General features: G+C 62.1%; 24 protein-coding genes. 21 read left to right on the top strand and 3 right to left on the bottom strand.

Features of this window, described 5'->3' with window-relative positions:
• Nucleotide 1: 1 nt before the first annotated feature.
• The 8 genes from ERD78_RS00250 to ERD78_RS00215 all read left to right on the top strand — a co-directional run bounded on the left by ERD78_RS00250 (nt 2) and on the right by ERD78_RS00215 (nt 7,453).
• Nucleotides 2-925 carry a histone deacetylase family protein gene (locus ERD78_RS00250; RefSeq protein ID WP_129967177.1) on the top strand — a complete coding sequence of 308 codons (924 nt, stop codon included), beginning with the start codon at nt 2-4 and terminating at the stop codon, nt 923-925.
• A gap of 53 nt (nt 926-978) precedes the next feature.
• Nucleotides 979-1,728 carry an electron transfer flavoprotein subunit beta/FixA family protein gene (locus ERD78_RS00245; protein ID WP_129967176.1) on the top strand — a complete coding sequence of 250 codons (750 nt, stop codon included), beginning with the start codon at nt 979-981 and terminating at the stop codon, nt 1,726-1,728.
• Nucleotides 1,729-2,658 carry an electron transfer flavoprotein subunit alpha/FixB family protein gene (locus ERD78_RS00240; protein ID WP_129967175.1) on the top strand — a complete coding sequence of 310 codons (930 nt, stop codon included), beginning with the start codon at nt 1,729-1,731 and terminating at the stop codon, nt 2,656-2,658.
• A 325-nt stretch (nt 2,659-2,983) separates the two neighbouring features.
• Nucleotides 2,984-4,807 (top strand): acyl-CoA dehydrogenase, encoded by a 1,824-nt coding sequence (locus tag ERD78_RS00235; protein WP_129967174.1) that lies wholly within the window; start codon nt 2,984-2,986, stop codon nt 4,805-4,807.
• Nucleotides 4,808-4,902: 95 nt separating this feature from the next.
• On the top strand, nt 4,903-5,544 hold the full coding sequence (locus ERD78_RS00230) for a peroxiredoxin (protein WP_129967173.1): 642 nt from the start codon (nt 4,903-4,905) through the stop codon (nt 5,542-5,544).
• 288 nt (nt 5,545-5,832) lie between these two features.
• The gene (locus tag ERD78_RS00225) at nt 5,833-6,024 is read left to right on the top strand and encodes a hypothetical protein (protein ID WP_129967172.1); all 192 of its coding nucleotides are present in this window, start codon (nt 5,833-5,835) and stop codon (nt 6,022-6,024) included.
• 214 nt (nt 6,025-6,238) lie between these two features.
• Nucleotides 6,239-6,622, top strand: a complete 384-nt coding sequence (rplS, locus tag ERD78_RS00220) for a 50S ribosomal protein L19 (RefSeq protein WP_129967171.1) — start codon at nt 6,239-6,241, stop codon at nt 6,620-6,622.
• Between the two features lie 66 nt (nt 6,623-6,688).
• Nucleotides 6,689-7,453, top strand: coding sequence for a CoA pyrophosphatase (locus ERD78_RS00215; RefSeq protein ID WP_129967170.1), 765 nt, complete (start codon nt 6,689-6,691; stop codon nt 7,451-7,453).
• 19 nt (nt 7,454-7,472) lie between these two features.
• On the opposite strand, the gene rsgA is transcribed toward ERD78_RS00215, so the two are convergent.
• A complete protein-coding gene (gene rsgA / locus ERD78_RS00210) occupies nt 7,473-8,366 on the bottom strand; it encodes a ribosome small subunit-dependent GTPase A (RefSeq protein ID WP_245152281.1) in 894 nt (297 codons plus the stop codon).
• A 4-nt stretch (nt 8,367-8,370) separates the two neighbouring features.
• Nucleotides 8,371-9,615, bottom strand: a complete 1,245-nt coding sequence (locus ERD78_RS00205; RefSeq protein ID WP_129967168.1) for a M48 family metallopeptidase — start codon at nt 9,613-9,615, stop codon at nt 8,371-8,373.
• A 45-nt stretch (nt 9,616-9,660) separates the two neighbouring features.
• Between ERD78_RS00205 and orn the strand changes: the two genes are divergently transcribed.
• Nucleotides 9,661-10,206 (top strand): oligoribonuclease, encoded by a 546-nt coding sequence (gene orn / locus ERD78_RS00200; protein ID WP_129967167.1) that lies wholly within the window; start codon nt 9,661-9,663, stop codon nt 10,204-10,206.
• 141 nt (nt 10,207-10,347) lie between these two features.
• Here orn and paaX read toward each other — a convergent pair whose 3' ends face one another.
• On the bottom strand, nt 10,348-11,295 hold the full coding sequence (gene paaX / locus ERD78_RS00195; RefSeq protein ID WP_129967166.1) for a phenylacetic acid degradation operon negative regulatory protein PaaX: 948 nt from the start codon (nt 11,293-11,295) through the stop codon (nt 10,348-10,350).
• A 141-nt stretch (nt 11,296-11,436) separates the two neighbouring features.
• Here paaX and paaA point away from each other — a divergent pair, with 141 nt between their 5' ends.
• From paaA to uvrC, 12 genes are all read left to right on the top strand, one after another.
• Nucleotides 11,437-12,429, top strand: a complete 993-nt coding sequence (paaA, locus tag ERD78_RS00190) for a 1,2-phenylacetyl-CoA epoxidase subunit PaaA (RefSeq protein ID WP_129967165.1) — start codon at nt 11,437-11,439, stop codon at nt 12,427-12,429.
• 30 nt (nt 12,430-12,459) lie between these two features.
• Nucleotides 12,460-12,747 (top strand): 1,2-phenylacetyl-CoA epoxidase subunit PaaB, encoded by a 288-nt coding sequence (paaB, locus tag ERD78_RS00185; protein ID WP_129967164.1) that lies wholly within the window; start codon nt 12,460-12,462, stop codon nt 12,745-12,747.
• Nucleotides 12,748-12,755: 8 nt separating this feature from the next.
• Nucleotides 12,756-13,520: a 1,2-phenylacetyl-CoA epoxidase subunit PaaC gene (gene paaC, locus ERD78_RS00180; RefSeq protein ID WP_129967163.1), complete on the top strand. Its 765-nt coding sequence runs from the start codon at nt 12,756-12,758 to the stop codon at nt 13,518-13,520.
• Between the two features lie 50 nt (nt 13,521-13,570).
• Nucleotides 13,571-14,038 (top strand): 1,2-phenylacetyl-CoA epoxidase subunit PaaD, encoded by a 468-nt coding sequence (gene paaD, locus ERD78_RS00175; RefSeq protein ID WP_129968263.1) that lies wholly within the window; start codon nt 13,571-13,573, stop codon nt 14,036-14,038.
• Nucleotide 14,039: 1 nt separating this feature from the next.
• Nucleotides 14,040-15,125 (top strand): 1,2-phenylacetyl-CoA epoxidase subunit PaaE, encoded by a 1,086-nt coding sequence (gene paaE / locus ERD78_RS00170; protein WP_245152280.1) that lies wholly within the window; start codon nt 14,040-14,042, stop codon nt 15,123-15,125.
• A 48-nt stretch (nt 15,126-15,173) separates the two neighbouring features.
• Nucleotides 15,174-16,841: a phenylacetic acid degradation protein PaaN gene (paaN, locus tag ERD78_RS00165; protein ID WP_129967161.1), complete on the top strand. Its 1,668-nt coding sequence runs from the start codon at nt 15,174-15,176 to the stop codon at nt 16,839-16,841.
• 112 nt (nt 16,842-16,953) lie between these two features.
• The gene (gene paaG, locus ERD78_RS00160; protein ID WP_129967160.1) at nt 16,954-17,742 is read left to right on the top strand and encodes a 2-(1,2-epoxy-1,2-dihydrophenyl)acetyl-CoA isomerase PaaG; all 789 of its coding nucleotides are present in this window, start codon (nt 16,954-16,956) and stop codon (nt 17,740-17,742) included.
• Between the two features lie 107 nt (nt 17,743-17,849).
• Complete coding sequence (gene paaI / locus ERD78_RS00155; RefSeq protein ID WP_371734557.1) at nt 17,850-18,323, top strand: hydroxyphenylacetyl-CoA thioesterase PaaI; 474 nt, start codon at nt 17,850-17,852, stop codon at nt 18,321-18,323.
• Between the two features lie 48 nt (nt 18,324-18,371).
• Entirely contained in the window at nt 18,372-19,688 is a 1,317-nt protein-coding gene (paaK, locus tag ERD78_RS00150; RefSeq protein ID WP_129967159.1) for a phenylacetate--CoA ligase PaaK, read from the top strand.
• 70 nt (nt 19,689-19,758) lie between these two features.
• Nucleotides 19,759-20,229 (top strand): holo-ACP synthase, encoded by a 471-nt coding sequence (gene acpS / locus ERD78_RS00145; protein WP_129967158.1) that lies wholly within the window; start codon nt 19,759-19,761, stop codon nt 20,227-20,229.
• The gene (gene nagZ, locus ERD78_RS00140; protein WP_129967157.1) at nt 20,226-21,284 is read left to right on the top strand and encodes a beta-N-acetylhexosaminidase; all 1,059 of its coding nucleotides are present in this window, start codon (nt 20,226-20,228) and stop codon (nt 21,282-21,284) included. The genes acpS and nagZ overlap by 4 nt, the downstream gene beginning before the upstream one ends.
• Nucleotides 21,247-23,073, top strand: a complete 1,827-nt coding sequence (uvrC, locus tag ERD78_RS00135) for an excinuclease ABC subunit UvrC (protein ID WP_129967156.1) — start codon at nt 21,247-21,249, stop codon at nt 23,071-23,073. The genes nagZ and uvrC overlap by 38 nt, the downstream gene beginning before the upstream one ends.
• The last annotated feature ends 15 nt before the right edge of the window (nt 23,074-23,088 follow it).

Here is a 23,088-nt window from a genome sequence, read left to right as displayed (position 1 = left end):
TATGGAGACACTCTATATTACCCACCCGGCATGCAAGCTGCATGAAATGGGCGATTGGCACCCGGAATGCCCGGCGCGCCTCGATGCCATCCACGACCAGTTGGTGGCCAGCGGCTTGCTCGATTTCCTGGACGAGGCCGAAGCGCCCGTGGCCGCCGAGGCCGATCTGTTGCGTGTACACACTGCAGCGCATCTGGATTATCTACGCTCACACGCGCCCAAACAGGGATATTTTCCCATCGATGCGGACACCATCATGAATCCGCATACGCTGGAAGCGGCCGCTGTGGCGGCGGGCGCCGGCATTGCCGCGGTGGACGCGGTCCTGGGAGGCTCACACCAGACCGCCTTCTGCGCCGTTCGTCCGCCCGGGCATCATGCGCGTCCGGCGCAAGCCATGGGTTTCTGCTTCTACAACAATCTGGCGGTCGCTGCGGCGTACGCCCTGGACAGTCACGGGCTGTCGCGCGTTGCCATCGTCGATTTCGACGTGCATCACGGCAACGGCACGGAAGATATGTTCGCGGGAGACGACCGGGTGCTCATGTGCAGTTTTTTTCAGAATTCCATCTTTCCGGGCACCTGGCGCCGACCCTGCCCGGAAAATATGGTAAACATACCCGTCGACGCCTATACACGGGGCGATGAGCTGCGGCAGGTGGTCAGCGATCTCTGGATGCCGCGTCTTCGGGCATTCAGCCCTGAACTTGTGCTTATCTCCGCGGGTTTCGATGGTCATCGTGAAGACGACATGGGCCAGCTTGGCTTGGTGGAAGCCGATTTTTCCTGGATTACGCAGCAGGTTGTGGCCCTGGCCGGACAAACCGCCGGCGGGCGCGTCGTCAGCTTTCTGGAAGGTGGCTATGCGCTGTCCGCCCTGGGCCGCAGCGCGGTCGCCCATATCAGGGCGCTCGCCTCGTTGTAGAATCAAGGGTTTGTGATTTAGCCATTTCTTAAAATCTCCGCGGAGGAAGCTCGATGAAGGTGCTGGTACCCGTCAAGCGCGTGGTTGACTACAACGTCAAGGTGCGCGTGAAATCAGATCAAAGTGGCGTGGACATCGCCAATGTGAAAATGTCCATGAATCCCTTTGACGAAATTGCCGTCGAGGAAGCCACCCGTCTCAAGGAAAAGGGTGCCGTCACCGAGGTCGTCGCTGTCTCCTGCGGCGTGACCCAATGCCAGGAAACCTTGCGCACAGCCATGGCCATCGGCGCCGATCGCGCCATCCTGGTCCAGACAGACGCCGAGCTGCAGCCGCTGGCCGTGGCCAAGCTGCTCAAGGCAGTGGTGGACAAAGAACAGCCTGAGCTGGTCATTCTGGGCAAGCAGGCCATCGATGACGACGCCAACCAGACCGGCCAGATGCTGGCTGCGCTGCTGGGTTGGGGCCAGGCCACCTTCGCCAGCAAGCTCGACGTTGCCGACGGCAAGGCCACTGTCACCCGCGAGGTCGACGGCGGCCTGGAAACGGTTGCGCTCAAGCTGCCGGCCATCGTCACGACCGACCTGCGCCTGAACGAGCCGCGCTATGTCACCTTGCCCAACATCATGAAGGCCAAGAAAAAGCAATTGGACACCTTTACGCCCGACGACCTGGGCGTGGATGTCGCACCGCGCCTGAAGACGCTCAAGGTTGCGGAGCCGCCCGCGCGCTCGGCGGGCATCATCGTTCCCGATGTTGCCACGCTGGTCGACAAACTCAAGAATGAAGCGAAGGTGATCTAAATGACGATATTGGTAATTGCTGAACACGACAATGCCGAGCTGAAGGGCGCCACGTTCAACACCATCGCGGCTGCTCAGAAGATCGGCGGCGATATCCATGTGCTGGTGGCGGGCAGTGGCGCAGACACCGTGGCGGAGCAGGCCGCCAAGGCCGCCGGCGTGGCCAAGGTGCTGCTGGCCGATGGCGCGCAACTGGGCGACAGCCTGGCGGAAAATATTGCCGCCCAGGTGCTGGCTGTGGCCAAGGATTACTCCCATATCCTTTTCCCGGCCACTGCCTCGGGCAAGAATGTTGCGCCGCGCGTGGCAGCCACGCTTGATGTCGCCCAGATTTCCGACATCATCGGCGTCGAGTCGGCCGACACCTTCGAGCGGCCCATCTATGCGGGCAATGCCATCGCGACGGTCCAGTCATCGGACGCGATCAAGGTCATCACAGTGCGCACGACAGCGTTTGATGCGGTGGCGGCCGAAGGCGGCAGTGCCGCAATCGACAAGGCCGAAGCCGTTGCCGACTCCGGCCTGTCGTCTTTTGTGGGCCGTGAAGTCGCCAAGAGCGACCGCCCCGAGCTGGCTGGTGCAGCGGTGGTTGTATCCGGCGGGCGTGGTATGGGCAGCGCCGAGAACTTCAAGCTGCTTGACCCCTTGGCGGACAAGCTGGGCGCGGCCCTGGGCGCTTCGCGCGCGGCTGTCGATGCGGGCTATGCGCCCAACGACTGGCAGGTAGGCCAGACGGGCAAGATTGTTGCGCCCCAGCTATACGTGGCGATCGGTATTTCGGGCGCCATCCAGCATCTGGCCGGCATGAAAGACTCCAAGGTCATTGTCGCCATCAACAAGGACGCCGAGGCGCCCATCTTCGGCGTGGCCGACTACGGCCTGGTGGCTGATCTGTTCCAGGCTGTGCCGGAACTCGTCCAGGCGCTGTAGCACGCGCTGGCGGTGCCTGCGGGCGCCGCGCCATCCCGGCCCGCCGGCTTGATGCCCGCGGGCCTTTTCGTTGGCGAAAGCGGGTTAAAGGCTGTCGCCGGTCATGGCACTTGCGCAGCACGAGGCGTCACAGACCGCGAGGTGCGAGGGCGTGACAGGCGCGGAGCGATGCGTCCGCCGTCATGCCTGCCGCGGCCTTCGCCGCCCATGCAGCCTGCGCCGTTTTCGTGTGGCAAAATGCATGGACGGCATGCCGTGGCGGCCCGGCCGCAACGGCAGGCGTGGGCGCCCGCGCACCACAAAACGACAATTACATGGAGCAATCGTGAACTATCGCGTACCCCTGCAGGATATCCGCTTTGTCATGAACGAACTGGCCGGCCTGGAAGCACTTTTGCAGTTGCCGGGCTTCGAAGAGCTGTCTCCCGACCTGGTTGAGGCCGTGCTGGAGGAGAATGCCCGTTTCGTGGAGCAGGCCATTGCCCCGCTCAACCGTGTGGGCGATACACAGCCGGCCCAATGGGCCGATGGCGCAGTCAAGACCTCGCCGGGCTTCAAGGCGGCCTTTGGCGAGTTTGCCAATGGCGGCTGGCAAGGCTTGCTGCACGAACAGTCCATAGGCGGGCAAGGGTTGCCCAAGCTTGTGGGCGCCAGTGCCGGCGAAAACCTCAATGCTGCCAACCTCGCCTTCGCGCTGTGCCCCCTGCTCACGGATGGCGTCATCGAGGCGCTTACTGCCGTGGGTACCGAGGCCCAGCAGCAACGCTATATTCCGCCCATGCTCCAGGGGCGCTGGACGGGCACCATGAATCTGACCGAGCCGCAGGCCGGTTCTGATCTGGCCCAGGTGGCTACGCGCGCGGTACGCCAAGACGACGGCAGCTATCGCCTGTCCGGCCAGAAAATATTCATTACCTACGGCGAACACGACATGGCGGAGAACATCGTTCATCTGGTGTTGGCGCGCACGCCTGACGCACCTAAGGGCGTCAAGGGTATCTCCCTTTTCATTGTGCCCAAGTTTCTTGTAAACGACGATGGCAGCACGGGTGCGCGCAACGACGTGTGGTGCGCCTCGCTGGAGCACAAGCTGGGCATCCACGGCAGCCCCACTGCCGTGCTGCTCTATGGCTCCGGCAAGGGAGAAGTGGGCGAGGGCGCTGTCGGCTATCTCGTCGGCGAGGAAAACCGCGGGCTGGAGTACATGTTCATCATGATGAACGCCGCCCGTTTCGCCGTGGGGATACAGGGGGTGGCGGTGTCCGAGCGTGCCCTGCAGCACGCGCTTGAGTATGCCCGTGAACGTCTGCAGGGGCAGGCGCTGGAAGGGTCCGACGGTCCCGTCGCCATCGTCAACCATCCGGATGTGCAGCGCATGCTCATGACCATGAAGGCCTTGACGGAAGGCGCACGGTCTCTGGCGTACGTTGCCGCTGCCGCCAACGATGTGTCCCGGCATCATCCAGATCAACAGGAACGTAGCCGCAACAAGGCCATGTACGAGTACCTGGTGCCGGTGGTGAAGGGATTTTCCACAGAACTGTCGGTGGAGGTGGCCACGCTGGGCCTGCAGGTGCATGGCGGCATGGGTTTTATTGAGGAAACCGGGGCTGCCCAGTACTACCGCGATGCGCGCATCCTGCCTATTTACGAAGGCACCACCGCCATTCAGGCCAACGATTTCGTCGGCCGCAAGGTATTGCGCGACGGCGGCAAGGTCGCCAGCCAGCTTGCTGCCGATATGCGGGCCACTGCCCGGCAGGTTGATGAGGCGGCCGCGGGCGCCGGCCAGAACGCCGATGGCCTGGCGCTCATCGCGCGGCAGTTGGACGCGGCCACGGATGCTTATGAAAAAGCCACGCGTTATATTCTTGAGCACGCCCGCGATGGCTTGCGTGGGGTTTTCACGGGCAGCGTGCCGTATCTGAAGCTTGCGGGCGTGGCGCATGCGGGCTGGCAGATGGCGCGGGCGTCGCTGGCCTGCCAGGCGCACACCCAAAAAGGCGACGCCACTGGCTTTCACGAACAGAAGTTTGCCACCTGCGTGTTCTATGCCGCGTATATCCTGCCGCGCGCCGGTGCCCTGTGTGCAAGCATCGTCGAAGGAGAACTGGCGAACCGCTATGCAGCCAGCGCCCTGGCGACATAAGGTTATATGTAAATCATATTTCCAATGCCCTGTTTATGCTGACACAATATATGGCAAATCGCTTTTTGTTCATCATTTCTTAGAAGAGAGCAGCCATGACGACATTGCGCTTGGGCGACACCGCCCCTGATTTCGAGCAGGATTCCTCCATCGGGAAAATCCGCTTCTACGATTTCCTTGGAGACAGCTGGGGCGTATTGTTCTCGCACCCCGCCGATTTCACCCCCGTCTGCACCACTGAACTGGGCTACACCGCCATTTCCGCCGGCGAATTCGCCAAACGCAATGCCAAGGTCATTGCCGTGTCGGTGGATGATGCCGAGTCGCACCGCAACTGGATCAACGATATCAACGACACGCAAAACTGCAAGGTCGAGTATCCCATCCTGGCCGATGCGGACCACAAGGTCGCTGACCTGTACGACATGATCCATCCGAACGCCAGCAGCACTGCCACGGTGCGTTCGGTGTTCATTATCGACCCGAAGAAGAAGGTGCGCCTGATCATTACCTACCCCGCCAGCACCGGCCGTAACTTTGACGAGATTCTGCGCGTGCTGGATTCCTTGCAGCTTACCGACAACTACAGCGTGGCCACGCCCGTGAACTGGAAGGCTGGCGAAGACGTCATCATCGTTCCTTCCATCACCGACGAAGCCGAGCTTAAAACCAAGTTCCCCAAGGGCTACAAGGAGGTGCGTCCCTACCTGCGCATCACGCCTCAGCCCAATAACTAACGTGTTTCCCCCCAGGGCGGAGCGCGCTGGCGCGCCTGCCTTCCGGGCTTGCCGCGCCCCGCGAGGGCGCTGGCGACACACCTGGACGGACGAAAATCAAGTCCAGGTCCCCAGGGCTGGAATGCGCTGCACCCCAGAAGTTGGACATCAATCTCCAACCTTCTGGGGTGTTTTCATTCATGGCCGTCATCCTGCCTGCGATCCACACAGCTAAAAAAAGCCTTGCAAACGAAGCTGTTGTTATATACAGTACTGTTTATACAAACACTGTTTATCGCGAGGCTCATCATGAAAACTTCCGCCGTATCCAGCAACACCCCCGCCAAATGGCCTTTCCCGGCACGCAAGGGGCAGGGTGGGCGCCCGCGTGGCAATCCCGGGCTTTCTCGTGGCGCCATGGTGGTCGATGTCTGCCTGGTGCTGGCCTGGGGGGCTACCATTCCGGGGCTTATGTGGCTTGGGGTCGCCAGTGGCTTTTGATGCCCATGCGCAGTGTGTGCGCAAGCTGGCCAAGCCAGGGTGCCATGCTTGCAGCCGCAAGATGCAGCTTTTCACAAAGTGGTGTTCGCTGTATAATTTAAGGCTTTGCTAACTCATCCTCTGGCGGGTTGGCGCAGGGCTTGTCGTCACTGCGCAAAATTCAAGGCAATTTGCCGCGTTATAAAACCCGAATACGATGAACCTGGAGTCCACTGTGAATCTCATCGAAACCCTCGAAAAAGAGGAAATTGCCCGTCTTACCGAAGGCAAATCCACCCCTGAATTCAACCCCGGCGATACCGTTATCGTCAATGTCAATGTGGTTGAAGGCAGCCGCAAGCGTGTGCAGGCCTATGAAGGTGTCGTCATTGCCAAGCGCAATCGCGGCCTGAACTCCTCATTCATTGTTCGCAAGATTTCCTCTGGTGAAGCCGTCGAGCGTACATTCCAGCTTTACTCGCCCCAGATCGCCAGCATCGAAGTCAAGCGCCGTGGCGATGTGCGCCGTGCTAAACTGTACTATCTGCGTAGCCGCTCGGGTAAGGCTGCCCGCATCAAGGAAAAACTGGTTCGCAAGTCGGCCAAAACCGCTGCCTGATCAGCGGTTTCCCTGCTCGGCAGGCAATAAGGCACCCGGTCGGGTGCCTTTGTCTTTGTGGGACACATGCCGGACAGTCTATCTCCTCCTCGACGCACGCTTTTGGCGTCATCGGGTTTCGATCCGCAGCAGCAGCCTGTCGTTCCGGCTGAAACCCTTCCTCCATTGCTTTCCCAGAGTTTGCAGCTGGATTTCATCCGAGCTGCCTTTGGCTGCACCATAGACTGGAATGTAGAGCCGCTATTTTCTCGCTCCTTCCAGGCTGATGCCATGCGTGGCAAAGACCTGCGCCAGGCAGCCGTATTTTTCCCCTTGCTGCAGCGGCAGGATGGCCTGCATGTCCTGTTTACCGAGCGCGCCTCTCATCTCAGCAATCATGCCGGACAGGTCAGCTTTCCGGGTGGCCGCATCGAGCCCACCGATAAAGACGTCATTGCCGCCGCATTGCGTGAAACCCACGAGGAAATTGGCGTGGGTGCGGAATTCATTCAGCTTATAGGCACCCAACCCGCCTTTCTGACCTCCACGCGATTCACCATGAAGCCCGTCATCGGCGTTATTTTGCCAGGCTATACCCTGGCGCCGGATCCGTCAGAGGTGGCCGAGGTTTTCGAGGTGCCGCTCTCGGTCTTGATGGACACCCGACGCCATCGCCTGCATCGCGCGTCGCTGCCTGGGGGAGGGCACCGGTTTTATTTTTCCATTACCTGGCAGTCTCATTTCATATGGGGGGCCACGGCCGCCCTCATTCGCAATTTCTATCATTATCTGGCTGCCGCTGAGCTGACGCTGGGCGAGACGGATCGAAAACCGGCCGCGAGGCCGCGGTAAGCGCGCCGGCGGCTACCGGTCAATAGCGTCGCTGCCCTTCGTTCTCAGACAGAATTCGCATATAGAGCGCATGGCGCTCCGGCGAAATCTCTCCGCGCTCGACCGCAGCCAGTACGCCGCAGCCCGGCTCATGGCGGTGGCTGCAATTGTAGAAGCGGCACTCCCTCACCGCTTGTTCGAACTCTGGAAACCCGCGCACGATGTCCTCGCGCTCAAGATGAAGCAGGCCGAACGCCTGGAAGCCGGGCGAATCGATGAGGTCGCCCTGGCCATCAGGCAGATGGTACAGGCGGGTGCTGGTGGTGGTGTGCCGTCCGGCGCCCAGTGCCTGCGAATGCGCTTGCGTGGCCGCGCGGGCATCAGGAACCAGGGCATTGAGCAAGGTGGACTTGCCCATGGCGCTTTGACCCAGCAGCAGGCTGCATTGATGTGCTATCAGGGGCATGAGCGTGTCACGGGTGTTTTGAGGCGACAGCGCGCTAACGCTCACCACGGGCGTGTCGGCCGTTTCCAGGGCCTGCAGGCGGGCGCGGGCCTGCTCAAACACGTCGCCCAGATCGGCCTTGTTGAGCACGATCGTGGCTTTCAGGTCTATGGCCCGTGCGGCTACCAGCGCACGGCCCAGCAGATCGTCGGAAAACGGAGGCTCGGGCGCGATGACGATAAGCAATTGATCGACATTGGCGGCAAACTGCTTGACACGCATGTCGTCGGAACGGTACAGCAGGTTCCGGCGCGCCAGAATGCGGTGGATCACGCCTTCGTCGTTGCCGTGTACCGCAACTTCCACCTTGTCGCCCACAGCGGCTTCCGACTTCTTGCCGCGCGGGAAGCACTTGAGCAACGCGCCGTCTGGCATCTCCACCGTATAGTGGCGGCCATGGGCGGCGACAATGCGCCCCTGGAGGGGCATGCGTTTATCCATGCTTCAGGTTTTGTATGCGCAACACGGCGGGAGGATGGCTGTCGTAGAAAGCAGAGTGTACTGGATCGGGCGTCAATGTGGCGGCGTTGTCATCGTACAGCTTCACCAGCGCGGACACCAATTTCTCGGGCGGACACTGGCTGGCTGCATAACGGTCGGCCTGGAACTCATCGCGGCGCGACAGCCAGCTCGCCAGAGGCGTGATCCAGAAGGTGAACACGGGCATGGCCAGGAACATGAGCACCAGCGCCAGTGCATCGTTGGGGCGGCCCAGCTGGGGGATGACGCCCAGACCAGTGTAGAACCAGACCTGCTGCGACAGCCAGCCCAGCGCCAGGAAGAAAACCAGGGCGGCCGCGAAACTGACCACCATGCGGCGAACGATGTGCTTGTGATGGAAATGGCCCAGCTCATGCGCCAGCACTGCTTCGATTTCATCGACGTCCAGGCGTGACAGCAGCGTATCGAAGAACACAATACGCCGGGTCTTGCCAAAGCCCGTGAAGTAGGCGTTGCCGTGAGCCGAACGGCGCGAGCCATCCATGACAAAAAGCCCGCCCAGGGCGAAGCCGCAGCGCTTGGCCAGCGCGTGGATGCGCGCCGAGATCTCCGGATTGGCCAGCGGCGTGAAGCGGTTGAACATGGGCGCGATGACCGAGGGGAACAGCCATATCACCAGGAAATTGAACACCACCCAGGCCGCCCAGGCCCACCATACCCACGACGGCCCGGCGCTGCCCATGATCCAGAGCACACAGGCGGCCAAGGGTGTGCCCAGGATCAGCGCCAATGCGAGACCCTTGAGCGTGTCCTGCATAAACAGAGCAGGTGTCACCCGATTAAAGCCATAGCGCGCCTCCAGCTTGAACTTGCGCCAGATTGAAAACGGCAGGCCTGTCAGGCCCATGATAGCCAGTACGGCGCCGAGCAGGGCCAACTGGCGCAGCATTTCGTTGTCGATGAGGCGGCCCAGCTGAAAATCGAGCACCTGAAGCCCGCCCATGAAGGTCAGCATCACGAGCACGGCGGCGTCGACAATGCGTTCGATCATGGAGAACTGCATTTTGTCCACGGTGTAATTGGCGGCGCGTTGATGGCTGTACAGCCGGATGCGGTCGGCGAATGCACCGGGTACCTGGTCGCGGTGCAGGCGCACGTGCCGTATCTGGCGCGCGGCCAGCCAGAGGCGCAGCAGAATGTCGGCCAGGAGGAAGAGGGAAAACAGTACAGTGAACATGGAATGGCGCGGTATGCGAAAATGACTCTTTTAAGGAAGAATTATATGGCGGTGAATGACCAGCGTCTGGTCTGGCTGGATATGGAAATGACCGGTCTGGACCCAGAAAAAGAACGCATTATCGAAGTGGCGGTGGTTGTCACCGAGGCAGATCTCTCGTTTGTGGCCGAAGGTCCGGTACTTGTTATTCATCAGCGTGATGCGCTGCTCGACGCCATGGACAAATGGAACACATCCACCCACAGCAAGAGCGGCCTCATCGACAAGGTGCGTGCATCCACCCTGACCGAGGCCGAGGCCGAAGCCCGATTGCTGGATTTTCTTTCCGCCTATGTGCCGGCGGGAAAATCGCCCTTGTGCGGCAACACCATAAGCCAGGATCGGCGGTTCATGGTCAAGTACATGCCCCGGCTCGAGGCGTTTTTCCACTACCGCAATCTGGATGTCAGCACCCTCAAGGAGCTTTCGCTGCGCTGGAAGCCCGAGGTATACCGCAGCTTCGTCAAGCAGAGCAAGCATGAGGCGCTTGCGGATATCTATGAGTCCATAGACGAGCTCAAACATTACCGCGAACACTTTATACGGCTATAACGCCAGGAGGCCGGCGGTGCGGTGAGTGGGTTTCCGCCGCCGGGCTGCCGAAGGCTTGTCCAGTCTGCCGCCACGCCCATGGATTGCGACCTATGCCACGTGGCAGGTGCGAGCTACGACCATGGTCACGCATGCGCGGGCCTATGCCGGCCGCCCGCCGAAACGTCGGCTTGCATAGGGCGCGGGCAGCGCCTGGAAGTGCACGCTGTCTGCACCCAGCGTATTCAGCAGGTGGGTTTCGGCCTGGTCGAACACGGCCCAGTACAGCTCGCCGCACAACGCCCGGGCAGTTCGGCCTGGCCAGTCCGCCGGCAGCATTTCGCCCGGCAATTGAGGATCCTGCAGCACAATGCGGCGCCATTCATGCAGCGTCAGGGCGCGTACCGCGAAAGCCTGTTCGGGCGTGGGCGCGAGCACGTCCATCGCCTGAAGCATGGGCTTGAACGTGGCGGAGAACATCTGGTACTGCCGCGCCAACCCTTCCAGATCCCAGCACTGTGAAATCAGCGACCGGATAAGCAGGCGGTTTGCGCCATGGCCTTCGTTCAGATCGCCGGCGCCGAGCACCAGTGCATGCTGAGCAAGCCCCAGCTCGTCCAGTATCTCCCGCGCTGCGCCAGCGTGGTTGCGGGGCAGGGCAAAAACGCCGGGGGCAATGACCCCGAAGCCCGCCCACACCAGCTGTCGTCTAAGCTCGCCGCGCCTGTCCAGGCTGCTGTTGCCAAATCGCGGCACCACCACGAGCGTCCAGTCGCCGTTCCATCCTGCCGCATCGCCGTCGTAGATGCGGGTGGACGCCTGTAGCGTCAGTGCTGCACCGCGCGGACTCAACTGATACAGGCTGCGTCGGCCATGCCGCTCGGACTGCAGCCAGTCCTGAGCCACCAGCCGGAACACACTGGTGCGCAGCAGGCGCTCGTTGATGCCCAGTGGCGTGACAAGGCTGATGAGGTCGCTAAGCCATACCTTGCCCCCATGCGGCTGGATGACATCGCCCAGCAGCGTGACGCACAGCGACTTGGCGCGCGGCGGGTCTCGCTCGAGCAGGGCCTGGATCAGGGCGGGCAGGGACGGTTTTTCCTGAATCATGGTTGCCTATTTGATACTAAAATTTGATTGACATCAATATTTTTGTATTAAATAATGAAGCCATAAGATGGAAGATTGCCGCACAGGCCTCGCCAAGGGGCTTTGCCAAGCCTCCTGGCGGCATCGATACAGGAGACCGACATGTATGCTCAGCTTGTAGACACCGGCGTCAAGCGCGTACGCTCCGCCGAGGAACTCAGCGGGCCGGAGCAGGCATTCCAGCAGCGCGTCGACGACGGGGTTCGCATCGAACCCAAAGACTGGATGCCGCAGGCCTATCGCAAGACGCTGGTCCGGCAGATTTCCCAGCATGCGCATTCAGAGATTGTTGGCATGCTGCCCGAGGGCAACTGGCTTACGCGTGCGCCCACACTCAAGCGCAAGGCCATACTGCAGGCCAAAATACAGGACGAAGCCGGGCACGGACTCTATCTGTACAGCGCCGCCGAAACCTTGGGCGTTTCGCGCGAGGAAATGGTTGACGACCTGCTGAGCGGAAAGGCCAAGTATTCCACCATCTTCAACTATCCGACGCTTACCTGGGCCGATATCGGCATGATAGGCTGGCTGGTGGACGGCTCGGCCATCATCAACCAGATCCCGCTGTGCCGCTGTTCCTATGGCCCCTACGCGCGCGCCATGGTGCGGGTTTGCAAGGAAGAGTCTTTTCACCAGCGCCAGGGCTATGACCTGCTTATTCAAATGTGCCGCCACGGCACACCCGAGCAGAAAGCCATGTGCCAGGATGCACTGAACCGCTGGTGGTGGCCGTCGCTCATGATGTTCGGGCCGCCCGACGCCGCTTCCACCAACAGTGCGCAGTCGATGCAGTGGCGCATCAAGCTCTTCTCCAACGATGAACTGCGCCAGAAGATGGTGGACCAGTCCGTGCCGCAGGCCGAATATCTGGGCCTGACCGTTCCCGATCCAGATCTCAAATGGAATGAGGCGCGTGGGCATTACGACTTCGGCGAAATCGACTGGGACGAATTCCATGCCGTGATCAAGGGCAACGGCCCCTGCAACCGGGAGCGGCTGCAGGCGCGCCGCGACGCGCATGAGGCGGGTGCCTGGGTGCGAGAGGCCTTCTCGGCCCATGCGGCCAAGCAGGCGGCGCGGCGCAAGGTGGCCTAGCGTCCGGCAATCACTCCAGGAAACCATATCATGAACGAGAAAGCATGGCCCCTGTGGGAGGTCTTTATTCGCAGCCAGCATGGCTTGGCGCACAAGCACGTTGGCAGCCTGCATGCCTGTGATGCCGAGATGGCCATCAATAATGCGCGCGACGTATATACCCGGCGCAACGAGGGTGTCAGCATATGGGTTGTGAGGTCAGCCGATGTCGTCGCCAGCAGCCCGGGTGACAAGGAGCCCCTGTTCGAGCCAGCGCGCAGCAAGATATACCGGCATCCCACCTTCTTTCCCATGCCGGACGAAATCAAGCACATGTAGGAGGCCGCATGGACGACGCTTTGTTTGAATATGCGCTGCGCATGGGCGACACAACATTGGTGCTTTCGCATCGGCTGTCCGAGTGGACAGGCCATGGCCCCGTGCTGGAAGAGGAGCTGGCCCTGAGCAACGTATCGCTGGACCTGCTCGGCCAGGCGCGCATGTGGCTCACCCTGGCCGGTGACATCGAAGGCCGCGGGCGGGACGAGGACAAGCTCGCCTATCTGCGCGATGCGCCGCAATACCGCAACTATCTGCTTGTGGAGCAGGACAATGGCCATTATGGCGATACCATGGCACGCCAGTTCCTTTTTGATACCTGGCATTACTTTCTGCTGGAGAAGCTGTCGGCGTCCACGGATGAGCGTGTCGCGGCGATTGCAGCCAAAGGCTTGAAGGAAGTCGCCTACCATGCGCGCCGTTCCGCGGATCTGATCGTGCGACTGGGCGACGGCACAGACGACAGCCATGCCCGCATGCAGGCGGCGCTTGAGGGCGCCTGGCGCTTCGCGGGCGAATTGTTCCATGACGACGCGGTGACACGGCAACTTGCCGGGCAAGGGATCGTGCCGCTGCACGCCGAACTGGCGCCGCATTGGGAAAACCACGTGCGCGGCGTGATCGAGGAGGCGACCTTGTCCCTGCCGCCAGTGCAGGAAAGCCGCCACCCCGCCTACGCCGGCGGCATTGCCGGCCGGCACACGGAAGCCCTGGGCTATCTGCTGGCGGAGATGCAATTCCTGCAGCGCGCCTATCCGGGAGCATCGTGGTGAGCGCCGTGGCCATTCAGCCGGGGGAAAGCCCTGCGCTCGCCGATCGCGTCATGGCATGGCTGGAGCGTGTGCCCGATCCAGAAATTCCCGTTGTCTCCATTGTGGATCTTGGCATCGTGCGTGCCGTGCATTGCGAGGACGGCGTATGTGAAGTGACCATCACCCCCACCTACTCGGGATGCCCAGCCATGCGAGCCATTGAAGACGACATCGTCAACGTGCTGAAGGCGCACGGCATGACACAGGTGCGCGTCGTCACCCGCCTTGCGCCGGCGTGGACAACCGACTGGATGAGCGAGCGCGGCCGCGAGGCACTGCGCAACTACGGCATTGCGCCGCCGCGCGAGCGCGCTGTGGACATCTCGGGTATTGTGCGCCGCGCCGATCCCGACGTTCCTTGCCCCCAGTGCGGTTCCATGCGCACGCGGCTGATCAGCGCCTTTGGCTCGACCGCATGCAAGGCCCTGTACCGCTGCAATGCCTGTGGCGAACCCTTTGATTATTTCAAGGCGCACTGACGTGGCTGCTTCTTTTTACCCTCTGAAAGTCGCATCCGTTGCGCGCAATACACGCGATGCGGTCGTCGTGACCTTCGATGTTCCCGATGCGCTACGCGAAGCCTTCGCCTTTCGGCCGGGCCAGTATCTCACCCTGCGCACCCGCCAAGATGGTGAAGAACTGCGACGTTCCTATTCGATCTGCGCCGCACCGGGGGACGGCTTGCTGCGCGTGGCGATCAAGCGCATGGATGACGGCGTGTTTTCATCGTGGGCGAACGAGGCCCTGGCTAGTGGCCAGACGCTCGATGTCATGCCGCCCGATGGGCACTTCACCTACGATTTCGAGCCCGGCGCCGCGCGCCGCTATGCGGCATTCGCGGTGGGCAGCGGCATTACCCCCATCATCTCGCTTATCAAGACGGCGCTCGACACCGAACCGGCAAGCCGCTTCACGTTGTTCTTTGGCAATCGCGCCTCGTCGGCGGTACTGTTCCGCGAGGAAATCGAAGACCTGAAGAACCGTTACATGGAACGGTTTTCCATTGTCTACATCATGAGCCGGGAGCACCAGGAGATTGAGCTCTTCAATGGACGCCTTGATGGCGACAAAGTCAGGCAACTGCTCGCAAGCTGGGTCGATCCGGTCGGGCTGGATGCGGCCTTTGTCTGCGGCCCGCAGGATATGACCGAATCCGTGACTCAGGCGCTCAAGGATGCAGGCATGACGCCGGATCGCATCAAGTTCGAACTGTTCGGCTCGCCGCGCGGCCCGCGCGCATTGCGCACCGGTCATGAGGCGCGTAAGGCGCCGGGCAGGCAGCAATGCGAACTGACTGTCGTGCAGGATGGCCTGACGCGCACGCTGACCATAGACAAGAATCGCGACAGCATTCTGGATGCAGCCCTTGCCCAAGGCGTAGAGCTGCCTTATTCGTGCAAAGGGGGCGTCTGTTCCACCTGCCGTTGCAAGGTCGTGGAAGGCGAAGTAGACATGGATGCCAATTTCGCGCTCGAGGATTATGAAGTGGCGCGCGGATTCGTGCTGTGCTGCCAGAGTTTTCCGGTAACCGACAGACTGGTTATCGATTTCGATCAGGAAACCTGAATTTACCCGGCCCGGCTGGAGCCGGCCATTGCCAGAGGAGCGGAACGCGTGCCTACCGATTTCTTTACCGCCAACCACGATATGCTGGACGGAGCGCTGGCTGCCATCGCGCATCGCGGCTACTGGACACCTTTCCCCGAATCGCCCAGTCCGCGTGTCTACGGGGAGTCGGCGCAGGAAGAAGGCCGAGCCGCCTTTGCGCGCCATCGCAACAGCGATTTCATGCCCGATCAGCAGAGTGCGCGGCGCGTGGGCGAGGAAGTGTCTCCCTATGGCGATGCGCTGGGCGTGCGTTATCCTCATATCGCGGCACCGGATCTGGTGGCACGCTCGGAGGCTGCGCTGGGCCAATGGCGCGATGCGGGGCCGCGTGTCTGGGTGGGTGTCGCCCTGGAGGCGCTCAAGCGCCTGAACCGGCGCAGCATGGAAATTGCCCATGCTGTTCAGCATACGACAGGGCAGGGCTTTATGATGGCCTTCCAGGCAGGCGGACCACATGCGCAGGATCGCGGCCTGGAGGCCGTTGCCTACGCATGGCAGGCCATGCAATGCGTCCCCGCCGAGGTGCAATGGGAAAAGCCGCAAGGCAAGCATGATCCCATCCGTATGGCCAAGCGTTTCACTATTGTTCCGCGCGGCGTCGCGCTGGTGATAGGCTGCGCAACCTTTCCGACATGGAACGGCTATCCGGGTCTGTTTGCCAGTCTGGCAACAGGCAATACTGTGATCGTCAAGCCGCACCCTGGGGCCACGTTGCCGCTGGCCATTACGGTGCAGATCCTGCGCGACGTGCTGGCCGAGGCCGGCCAGGACCCTGATACCGTCCTGCTGGCCGCGCACGAAGCACGCGACGACATGCCCGCGCGACTGGCGCTGGACCCGGCGGTGCGTCTCATCGACTTTACGGGCAGTAGCGAGCACGGCAACTGGCTTGAAACGCACGCGCGCCAGGCGCAGGTCTATACCGAGAAAGCGGGGGTGAACCAGGTCATCATTGATTCAGTCCACGATATCAAGTCCGTGGCGCGCAATCTTGCTTTTTCCTTTGCCCTGTATTCCGGGCAGATGTGCACGGCACCCCAGAACATCTATGTGCCTCGCGGCGGCATTGCGTCCGATGACGGCCATCTTGCTTTCGACGAGGTGGCCGCGGCACTGGCCCAGGCCGTGGAAAAACTGATCGCCGATCCGGCGCGGGCGGTGGAAATCACCGGCGCCATCCAGAGCGGATCGGTGCTGCAGCGCATAGACCAGGCCCGGGCCCTGGGCCTGCCGGTGCTGTGCGACAGCCGCCCCCTGGCGCATCCGGCATTTCCCCAAGCGCGCACCCGCACGCCGCTACTGCTCAAGGCCGATGCGAAAACTGATCGCGATGTCATATTGCGCGAGTGGTTTGGCCCCATTGTCTTCGTGGTCGCCACGGATTCCACCGACGACAGCATCGCCCTTGCGGCGCAGACCGTGCGCGAGCGTGGCGCACTGACCCTGGCCTGCTACACCACCGATGACGCCGTGGCCCGCCAGGCGCGGCGCGCCGCGGAGCGCTCGGGCGTGGCGCTATCGCTTAACCTGTGTGGGCCGGTGTTCGTGAACCAGACCGCTGCCTACAGCGACTATCACGGCACCGGCGCCAACCCGGCCGCCAATGCGGCGCTGTCGGACGCCGCTTATGTCTCGAACCGATTCCGGGTGGTGCAGACGCGCTGGCATGTCTAGATGAGCAGTCCGTCCCATGTACGGACGGGGCATGCGCGGGCGCGACGTGGCATGACGGGAAAACAAGGCCGGGCAGCGAACAACCGCTCTTCGGCGGCCAGGAGAAAGACCGATGACGTATGAGACGATTCTTTTCGAGCAGCAGGACGGCGTGGCACGTATCGTGTTGAACCGCCCCGACAAGCTCAACAGCTTCACGACGGACATGCATCGCGAGCTTGCCGGCGCGCTTGGCGAGATCGAGCAGTCCGGCGCCCGCGTACTGTTGCTGACAGGCAGCGGCCGGGCCTTTTGCGCTGGCCAGGATCTCTCCGAAGGCAAGATGAATGGCAGCGAGGGGCCGGTGGACTTGGGCGAGGTCGTGTCCTCGTTGTATACGCCATTGGTGAAGCGGCTCAGGGCGCTGCCGCTGCCTGTGGTCGTGGGTGTCAACGGTGTTGCCGCCGGCGCGGGCGCCAATCTGGCTTTTGCGGGCGATATCGTGGTGGCCCGGCGATCCGCGCGTTTCATTCAGCCTTTTTGCCGCCTCGGGCTAATCCCCGACACGGGCGGCACCTATTTCCTTCCGCGGCTGGTGGGCCTGGCGCGCGCACGCGGCCTGGCCATGCTGGGCGACGCCATCAGCGCCGAGCAGGCCGCGCAATGGGGCATGATCTGGGAATGCGTGGCCGACGACGAATACGAGGCCAGGCTGGAAGCGCTGGTTCAGCATTTCGCATCCGCACCCACGCTCGGACTGGCGCGCACCAAACAGGCGCTGGAAAGCAGTCTCGATAACACGCTGGCGGCGCAGTTGGCCCTGGAGGGCGAGCTTATGCGCGAGCTGGGGCAAAGCGCGGACTATGCCGAGGGCGTCGCCGCGTTTCTCGCCAAGCGCACGCCGGAATTCAAGGGGAAGTAATGCGGTCCACGAAACAAGCGGAAACACAGGGTTCCATGCAGGCCAGGGCGGAAGCATCCTTGCGTGCCGATGCCGAAAATCAGGCAGGCCTGGCGGCGGAAGAAGGTCTGCCGGCGCAATCAGGCCAGGGCGCGCTGCCCGAAGATCCTCAGGCCTTGGCCGAACTCACGGCGCGCGTCATGTATGCGCGTGATCCGGCCAGCCAGGCTCAGGGCATGCGTATCGAGCAGGTTGCACCGGGCCGCTCGGCGATGTCAATGACCGTGCGCGACTACATGCTCAATGGCCATCAGACCTGTCACGGCGGGTTTATCTTCACGCTGGCCGACAGCGCCTTTGCGTTTGCCTGCAACTCGCGCAACGCGGTCACGGTGGCCTCGGGGGCCACCATTGACTTTGTGGCGCCTGCCTTCGAAGGCGACGTCCTGACCGCCTATGCGGAAGAAACCTCGCTGGCTGGCCGCACCGGCGTCTACGACATCCGGGTGGAAAACCAGGACGCCAAGCTGATCGCCATGTTCCGTGGCCGTTCCTACCGCATCAAGGGCCAGGTCGCCACGCAGGCCGACGCGGCCGATTGATGCGGTAATGCGGCGCGCCCAATAAGAATTCAAGCAGGAGACTCGATCATGTCATCTCAAACCACAAGCCAAGCCGGGCGCGAGCCCATAGAACACGCCAGCCGAGACGAACTGCAGGCATTGCAGTTGGAGCGCCTGAAGTGGACACTGAAACACGCCTACGAGAATGTGCCACATTACCGCAAGGCCTTCGATGCGGCCGGGGTGCATCCCAGCGACCTGAAGGCGCTGCGGGATATCGCGCGGTTCCCCTTGACCTCCAAGCAGGATTTGCGCGACAACTATCCTTTTGGCATGTTTGCCGTGCCGCGGGAACAGGTGTTGCGCATACACGCATCAAGCGGCACCACCGGCAAGCCCACGGTGGTTGGCTATACCGCCAAGGACATCGACATCTGGGCCGATCTGGTGGCCCGTTCTATGTGGGCGGCTGGATCGCGCCCAGGCGATATCGTGCATGTTGCCTACGGCTACGGACTGTTTACCGGCGGGTTGGGCGCCCATTATGGCGCGGAGCGGCTGGGCTGTTCCGTGGTTCCCATGTCGGGTGGCCAGACCGAGAAGCAGGTTCAGCTGATTCGCGATTTCGAACCCAAAGTCATCATGGTGACGCCATCCTATTTCTGCAATATTCTGGAAGAAATGGAGCGGCAGGGCATGGATCCGAAGCAGAGTTCATTGCGCATCGGCATTTTCGGTGCAGAACCCTGGACGGGCCGCATGCGCGAGGATATCGAGGCGCGCGCAGGCATGGATGCGGTCGATATCTATGGCCTGTCCGAAGTCATGGGCCCCGGCGTAGCCATGGAGTGCGTGGAGTCCAAGGATGGTCCGGTGGTGTGGGAAGACCATTTCTATCCGGAAATCATCGATCCGGTTACTGGCGAGCCGGTCGAGGACGGCGAAGAGGGCGAACTGGTGTTCACATCGTTGACGCGCGAAGCCATGCCTGTGGTGCGCTATCGCACCCGGGATCTCACGCGCCTGCTGCCTCCCACTTCGCGCAGCATGCGACGCATCGGCAAGATTACCGGGCGCAGCGATGACATGCTGATCGTTCGTGGCGTGAACCTCTTTCCCACCCAGGTTGAAGAACTCATCCTCGCCATTCCCGAACTGGCGGCCCAGTACCAGCTTGTACTGACCCGGGAGGGAAATCTGGATGCGCTGGAAATCGTGACCGAGCTGCGGCCCGACTACGACCATCTCAGCGAGGCGGCGCGCGAAGCGGTGCAGGCCAAGCTGCGCCAGGCCGTCAAGAGCCATATTGGCGTCTCCACCACCGTAACGGTGCGCCGCAGCGGCCAGGTCGAGCGCACGCTCACCGGCAAGGCCAAGCGCGTGTTCGACCAGCGTCCGCGATAGCCCGCCCATGGCTTGAACACCCCGGTGGCCATCCCATGTGGAAGGCGGTCGGGCAGGGTATCATTCCATCATGAACACCGATGGAACGACCTGGCTCACCGGCACCCCGGCCCGTATCGCGGGCATCGGGGTCGATATCCTCAAGCTTGCGCGCTTGGAGCGCGTATATGGCAAGTATGGCGAGAAATTCGTGGCCCGCGTCCTGGGTGAACAGGAAATCGCCAAGTTCCATGCTCGTTCACGGCGCGACCCGGCTCGAGGCCTGCGTTTTCTGGCAACGCGGTTTGCCGCCAAGGAAGCCTTTTCCAAGGCCGTGGGGCTGGGCATGCGCAGCCCCATGGCCTGGTCCCGCATGCAGACGCTGAACGCGCCTGGCGGCCGACCCGTTGTCGTGCTTTCCGAACCTCTTTCTTCTTGGTATGCGGCGCGTTTTGGCGCAGCGCATGTTTCCATTACCGACGAAACCGACATGGTGGTGGCGTTTGTCGTCGTTGAGACCATGGCATCCGCAGACCAGCCAAAACCGGATCACACTGAATGAACCACAAACAAACAGGTCTTTCCTTGCCGCCCGGCCCCGTCATGGTCGACGTGGAAGGCACCTCGCTTACGGCGCATGAACGCGAGCGGCTGCACCACCCCATGGTGGGGGGCGTCATTCTGTTTGCGCGCAACTTCGAGGACCGTGGCCAGCTCGCGCAGCTGTGCCGCGCAATCCATGCCGAGCGCGCGGAACCCTTGCTGATCGCGGTCGATCATGAGGGAGGCCGCGTGCAGCGCTTTCGCAGCGACGGCTTTACCTCGATTCCCGCAATGCGCGTATTTGGCGAGCTATGGTCGGAAGATTCACTTGCCGCCATGCGGCTGGCTACGGAAACAGGCTACGTCCTGGGGGCGGAGCTGCGTTCCTGCGGCGTGGATCTCAGTTTCACACCTGTGCTGGATCTGGATCACGGCGTCAGCCAGGTTATCGGCAACCGCGCCTTTCACCGTGACGCGCGTGTTGTGGCATTGCTTGCTCGCGCGCTCATCCAGGGCCTGGCGCTTTCGGGCATGGCGGCCTGCGGCAAGCACTTTCCAGGCCATGGCGCCGTCGAGGCGGACTCCCACCATGCCATTCCGGTGGACGAGCGCAGCTTCGAAGACATCATGCAAGAGGATGCCGCACCCTATGGCTGGCTGGGCGACATGGTGCTGCCTTCCGTCATGCCCGCCCATGTCATTTACAACAAAGTCGACAGCCAGCCCGCCGGCTTTTCACGCCACTGGATACAGCAGGTGCTGCGCCAGGACCTGGCTTACGACGGCGTTGTGTTCTCCGACGATCTCACCATGGAGGGCGCCACCGTGGCCGGCGATATCCTGGCGCGTGCGCAGGCGGCTTTGGGCGCAGGCTGCGACATGGTGCTGGTGTGCAACCGCCCCGACCTGGCCGACGACTTGCTCGCCCGTCTCGACTTCCCGCACAGCGAAGCGTCCGTGCAGCGCATCCGCCGGCTCATGCCGCGCACAGTCGCGCCCGACTGGGACGCTCTCCAGGCTGACGAACGCTATCAGTATGCCCGACGACTTCAATCTCAAATCATTCCTGGCTGATCTGCCGCACCTGCCGGGGGTATACCGCCATATCGACGCACAGGACGAGATTCTGTACGTCGGGAAGGCGCGTGATCTGAAGAAAAGGGTGACATCCTATTTTCAGAAGAACCTTCCCAGCCCACGCATCAGCCACATGGTTGCGCGCGTTGCGCGCGTGGATGTTACCGTCACGCGATCCGAAGCTGAGGCGTTGCTGCTTGAAAACAACCTGATCAAGCGCCTGAAGCCTCGCTACAACATTCTCTTTCGCGACGACAAATCGTATCCCTACCTGATGTTCAGCGGCCATGAAGTGCCGCGCATCGCCTACTACCGCGGCAGCACGAGCGGCAAGGGTCGGTATTTCGGGCCTTATCCCAATGCCTGGGCCGTCAGGGAAACCATACAGATACTCCAGCGGGTTTTTCGCCTGCGCACCTGCGAGGACAGCGTCTACGCGCATCGCTCCCGTCCCTGTCTGCTGCATCAGATCGGGCGCTGCTCCGCCCCCTGTGTCGGGCTTATTGACACCGCGGCGTATCAGGCCGACGTCGACCGGGCCATCCGTTTCCTGGATGGCGAGGCGGAAAGCGTGCTGCGCGATATCGAGGCGCGCATGCGCCAGGCTTCCAAGGCGCTGGACTTCGAGCTTGCCGCTGTGCTGCGCGACCAGATGGGCGCCTTGGCCAAAGTGCTGCAGCAACAGTCCATGGAAAAAGTCGGCGACGACGATGTGGACATTATCGCTGTTGCCAATGCGGGCGGCCGGGTATGCGTGAATCTGGCCATGGTGCGAGGGGGCAGGCACCTGGGCGACAAGCCTTTTTTTCCCACGCATATCCATGAGGATGACAGCGCAGGCGATGTCCTGGCTGCATTCGTGGCCCAGCATTACACCGATGGCGGCATGCCGCCCGTGCTCGTGTGCTCGCATCCGCTTCCCGATGCGGGGTTGATGCGTCTGCTCGGTGAGCAGACAGGCACCCGGGCGCGCGTGCTCGTGCGCCCGCAAGGTCTGCGTCGCACCTGGCTCGAGCAGGCGGTGCGCAATGCCGAACTGGCCCTGACGCGCATGCTTTCGGAGTCCACAGCACGGGTGGAGCGTACGCTGGCGCTTGCCACCGCGCTGGACCTGGACACCGATGAGGCCGCGCTCGACGCATTGCATATCGAATGCTTTGACATCAGCCATACCGCGGGCGAGGCCACCCAGGCCTCCTGTGTGGTGTACGAGCATCACGACATGCAGCCGTCGTTGTACCGCCGCTACAACATTGCGGGCATCACGCCGGGAGACGACTATGCCGCCATGCGCCAGGTGCTCACGCGCCGCTTCAGCCGCGTGGCCGATGGTCATGCGGAACTGCCGGGCGTGGTGCTGATCGATGGCGGCAAAGGCCAGGTCGAGATCGCGCGGCAGGTTTTTGTCGAACTGGGGCTGGATACGCATACCATTGTGGGTGTGGCGAAGGGGGAAGGGCGCAAGGTGGGGCTGGAAACGCTTGTATTTGCCGATGAGCGGCCGTCCGTTGCGCTGGGCATAGAGTCGGCGGCCCTCATGCTGGTGGCACAGATCCGGGATGAGGCGCACCGCTTTGCCATCACCGGCATGCGTGCCAAGCGCGCCAAGGCCAGGACTGTGTCGCGGCTCGAGGAAATAGAGGGCGTGGGCGCCAGGCGGCGTCAGCGGCTGCTGGCGCGTTTCGGCGGCTTTTCCGGCGTGGTTGATGCCAGCATCGACGACTTGCGTTCGGTGGAAGGCATATCCGACGAGTTGGCCGAGCGCATCTACCATGCGCTTCGATAGCCGATAGGGTAGTAT

It is taken from the genome of Allopusillimonas soli, assembly GCF_004153445.1.
In the GTDB taxonomy this organism is placed as follows: Bacteria; Pseudomonadota; Gammaproteobacteria; order Burkholderiales; family Burkholderiaceae_B; genus Allopusillimonas; species Allopusillimonas soli.
Note: the sequence above shows the minus strand (reverse complement) of the source record. Positions and strands in the feature narration are given on the sequence as shown.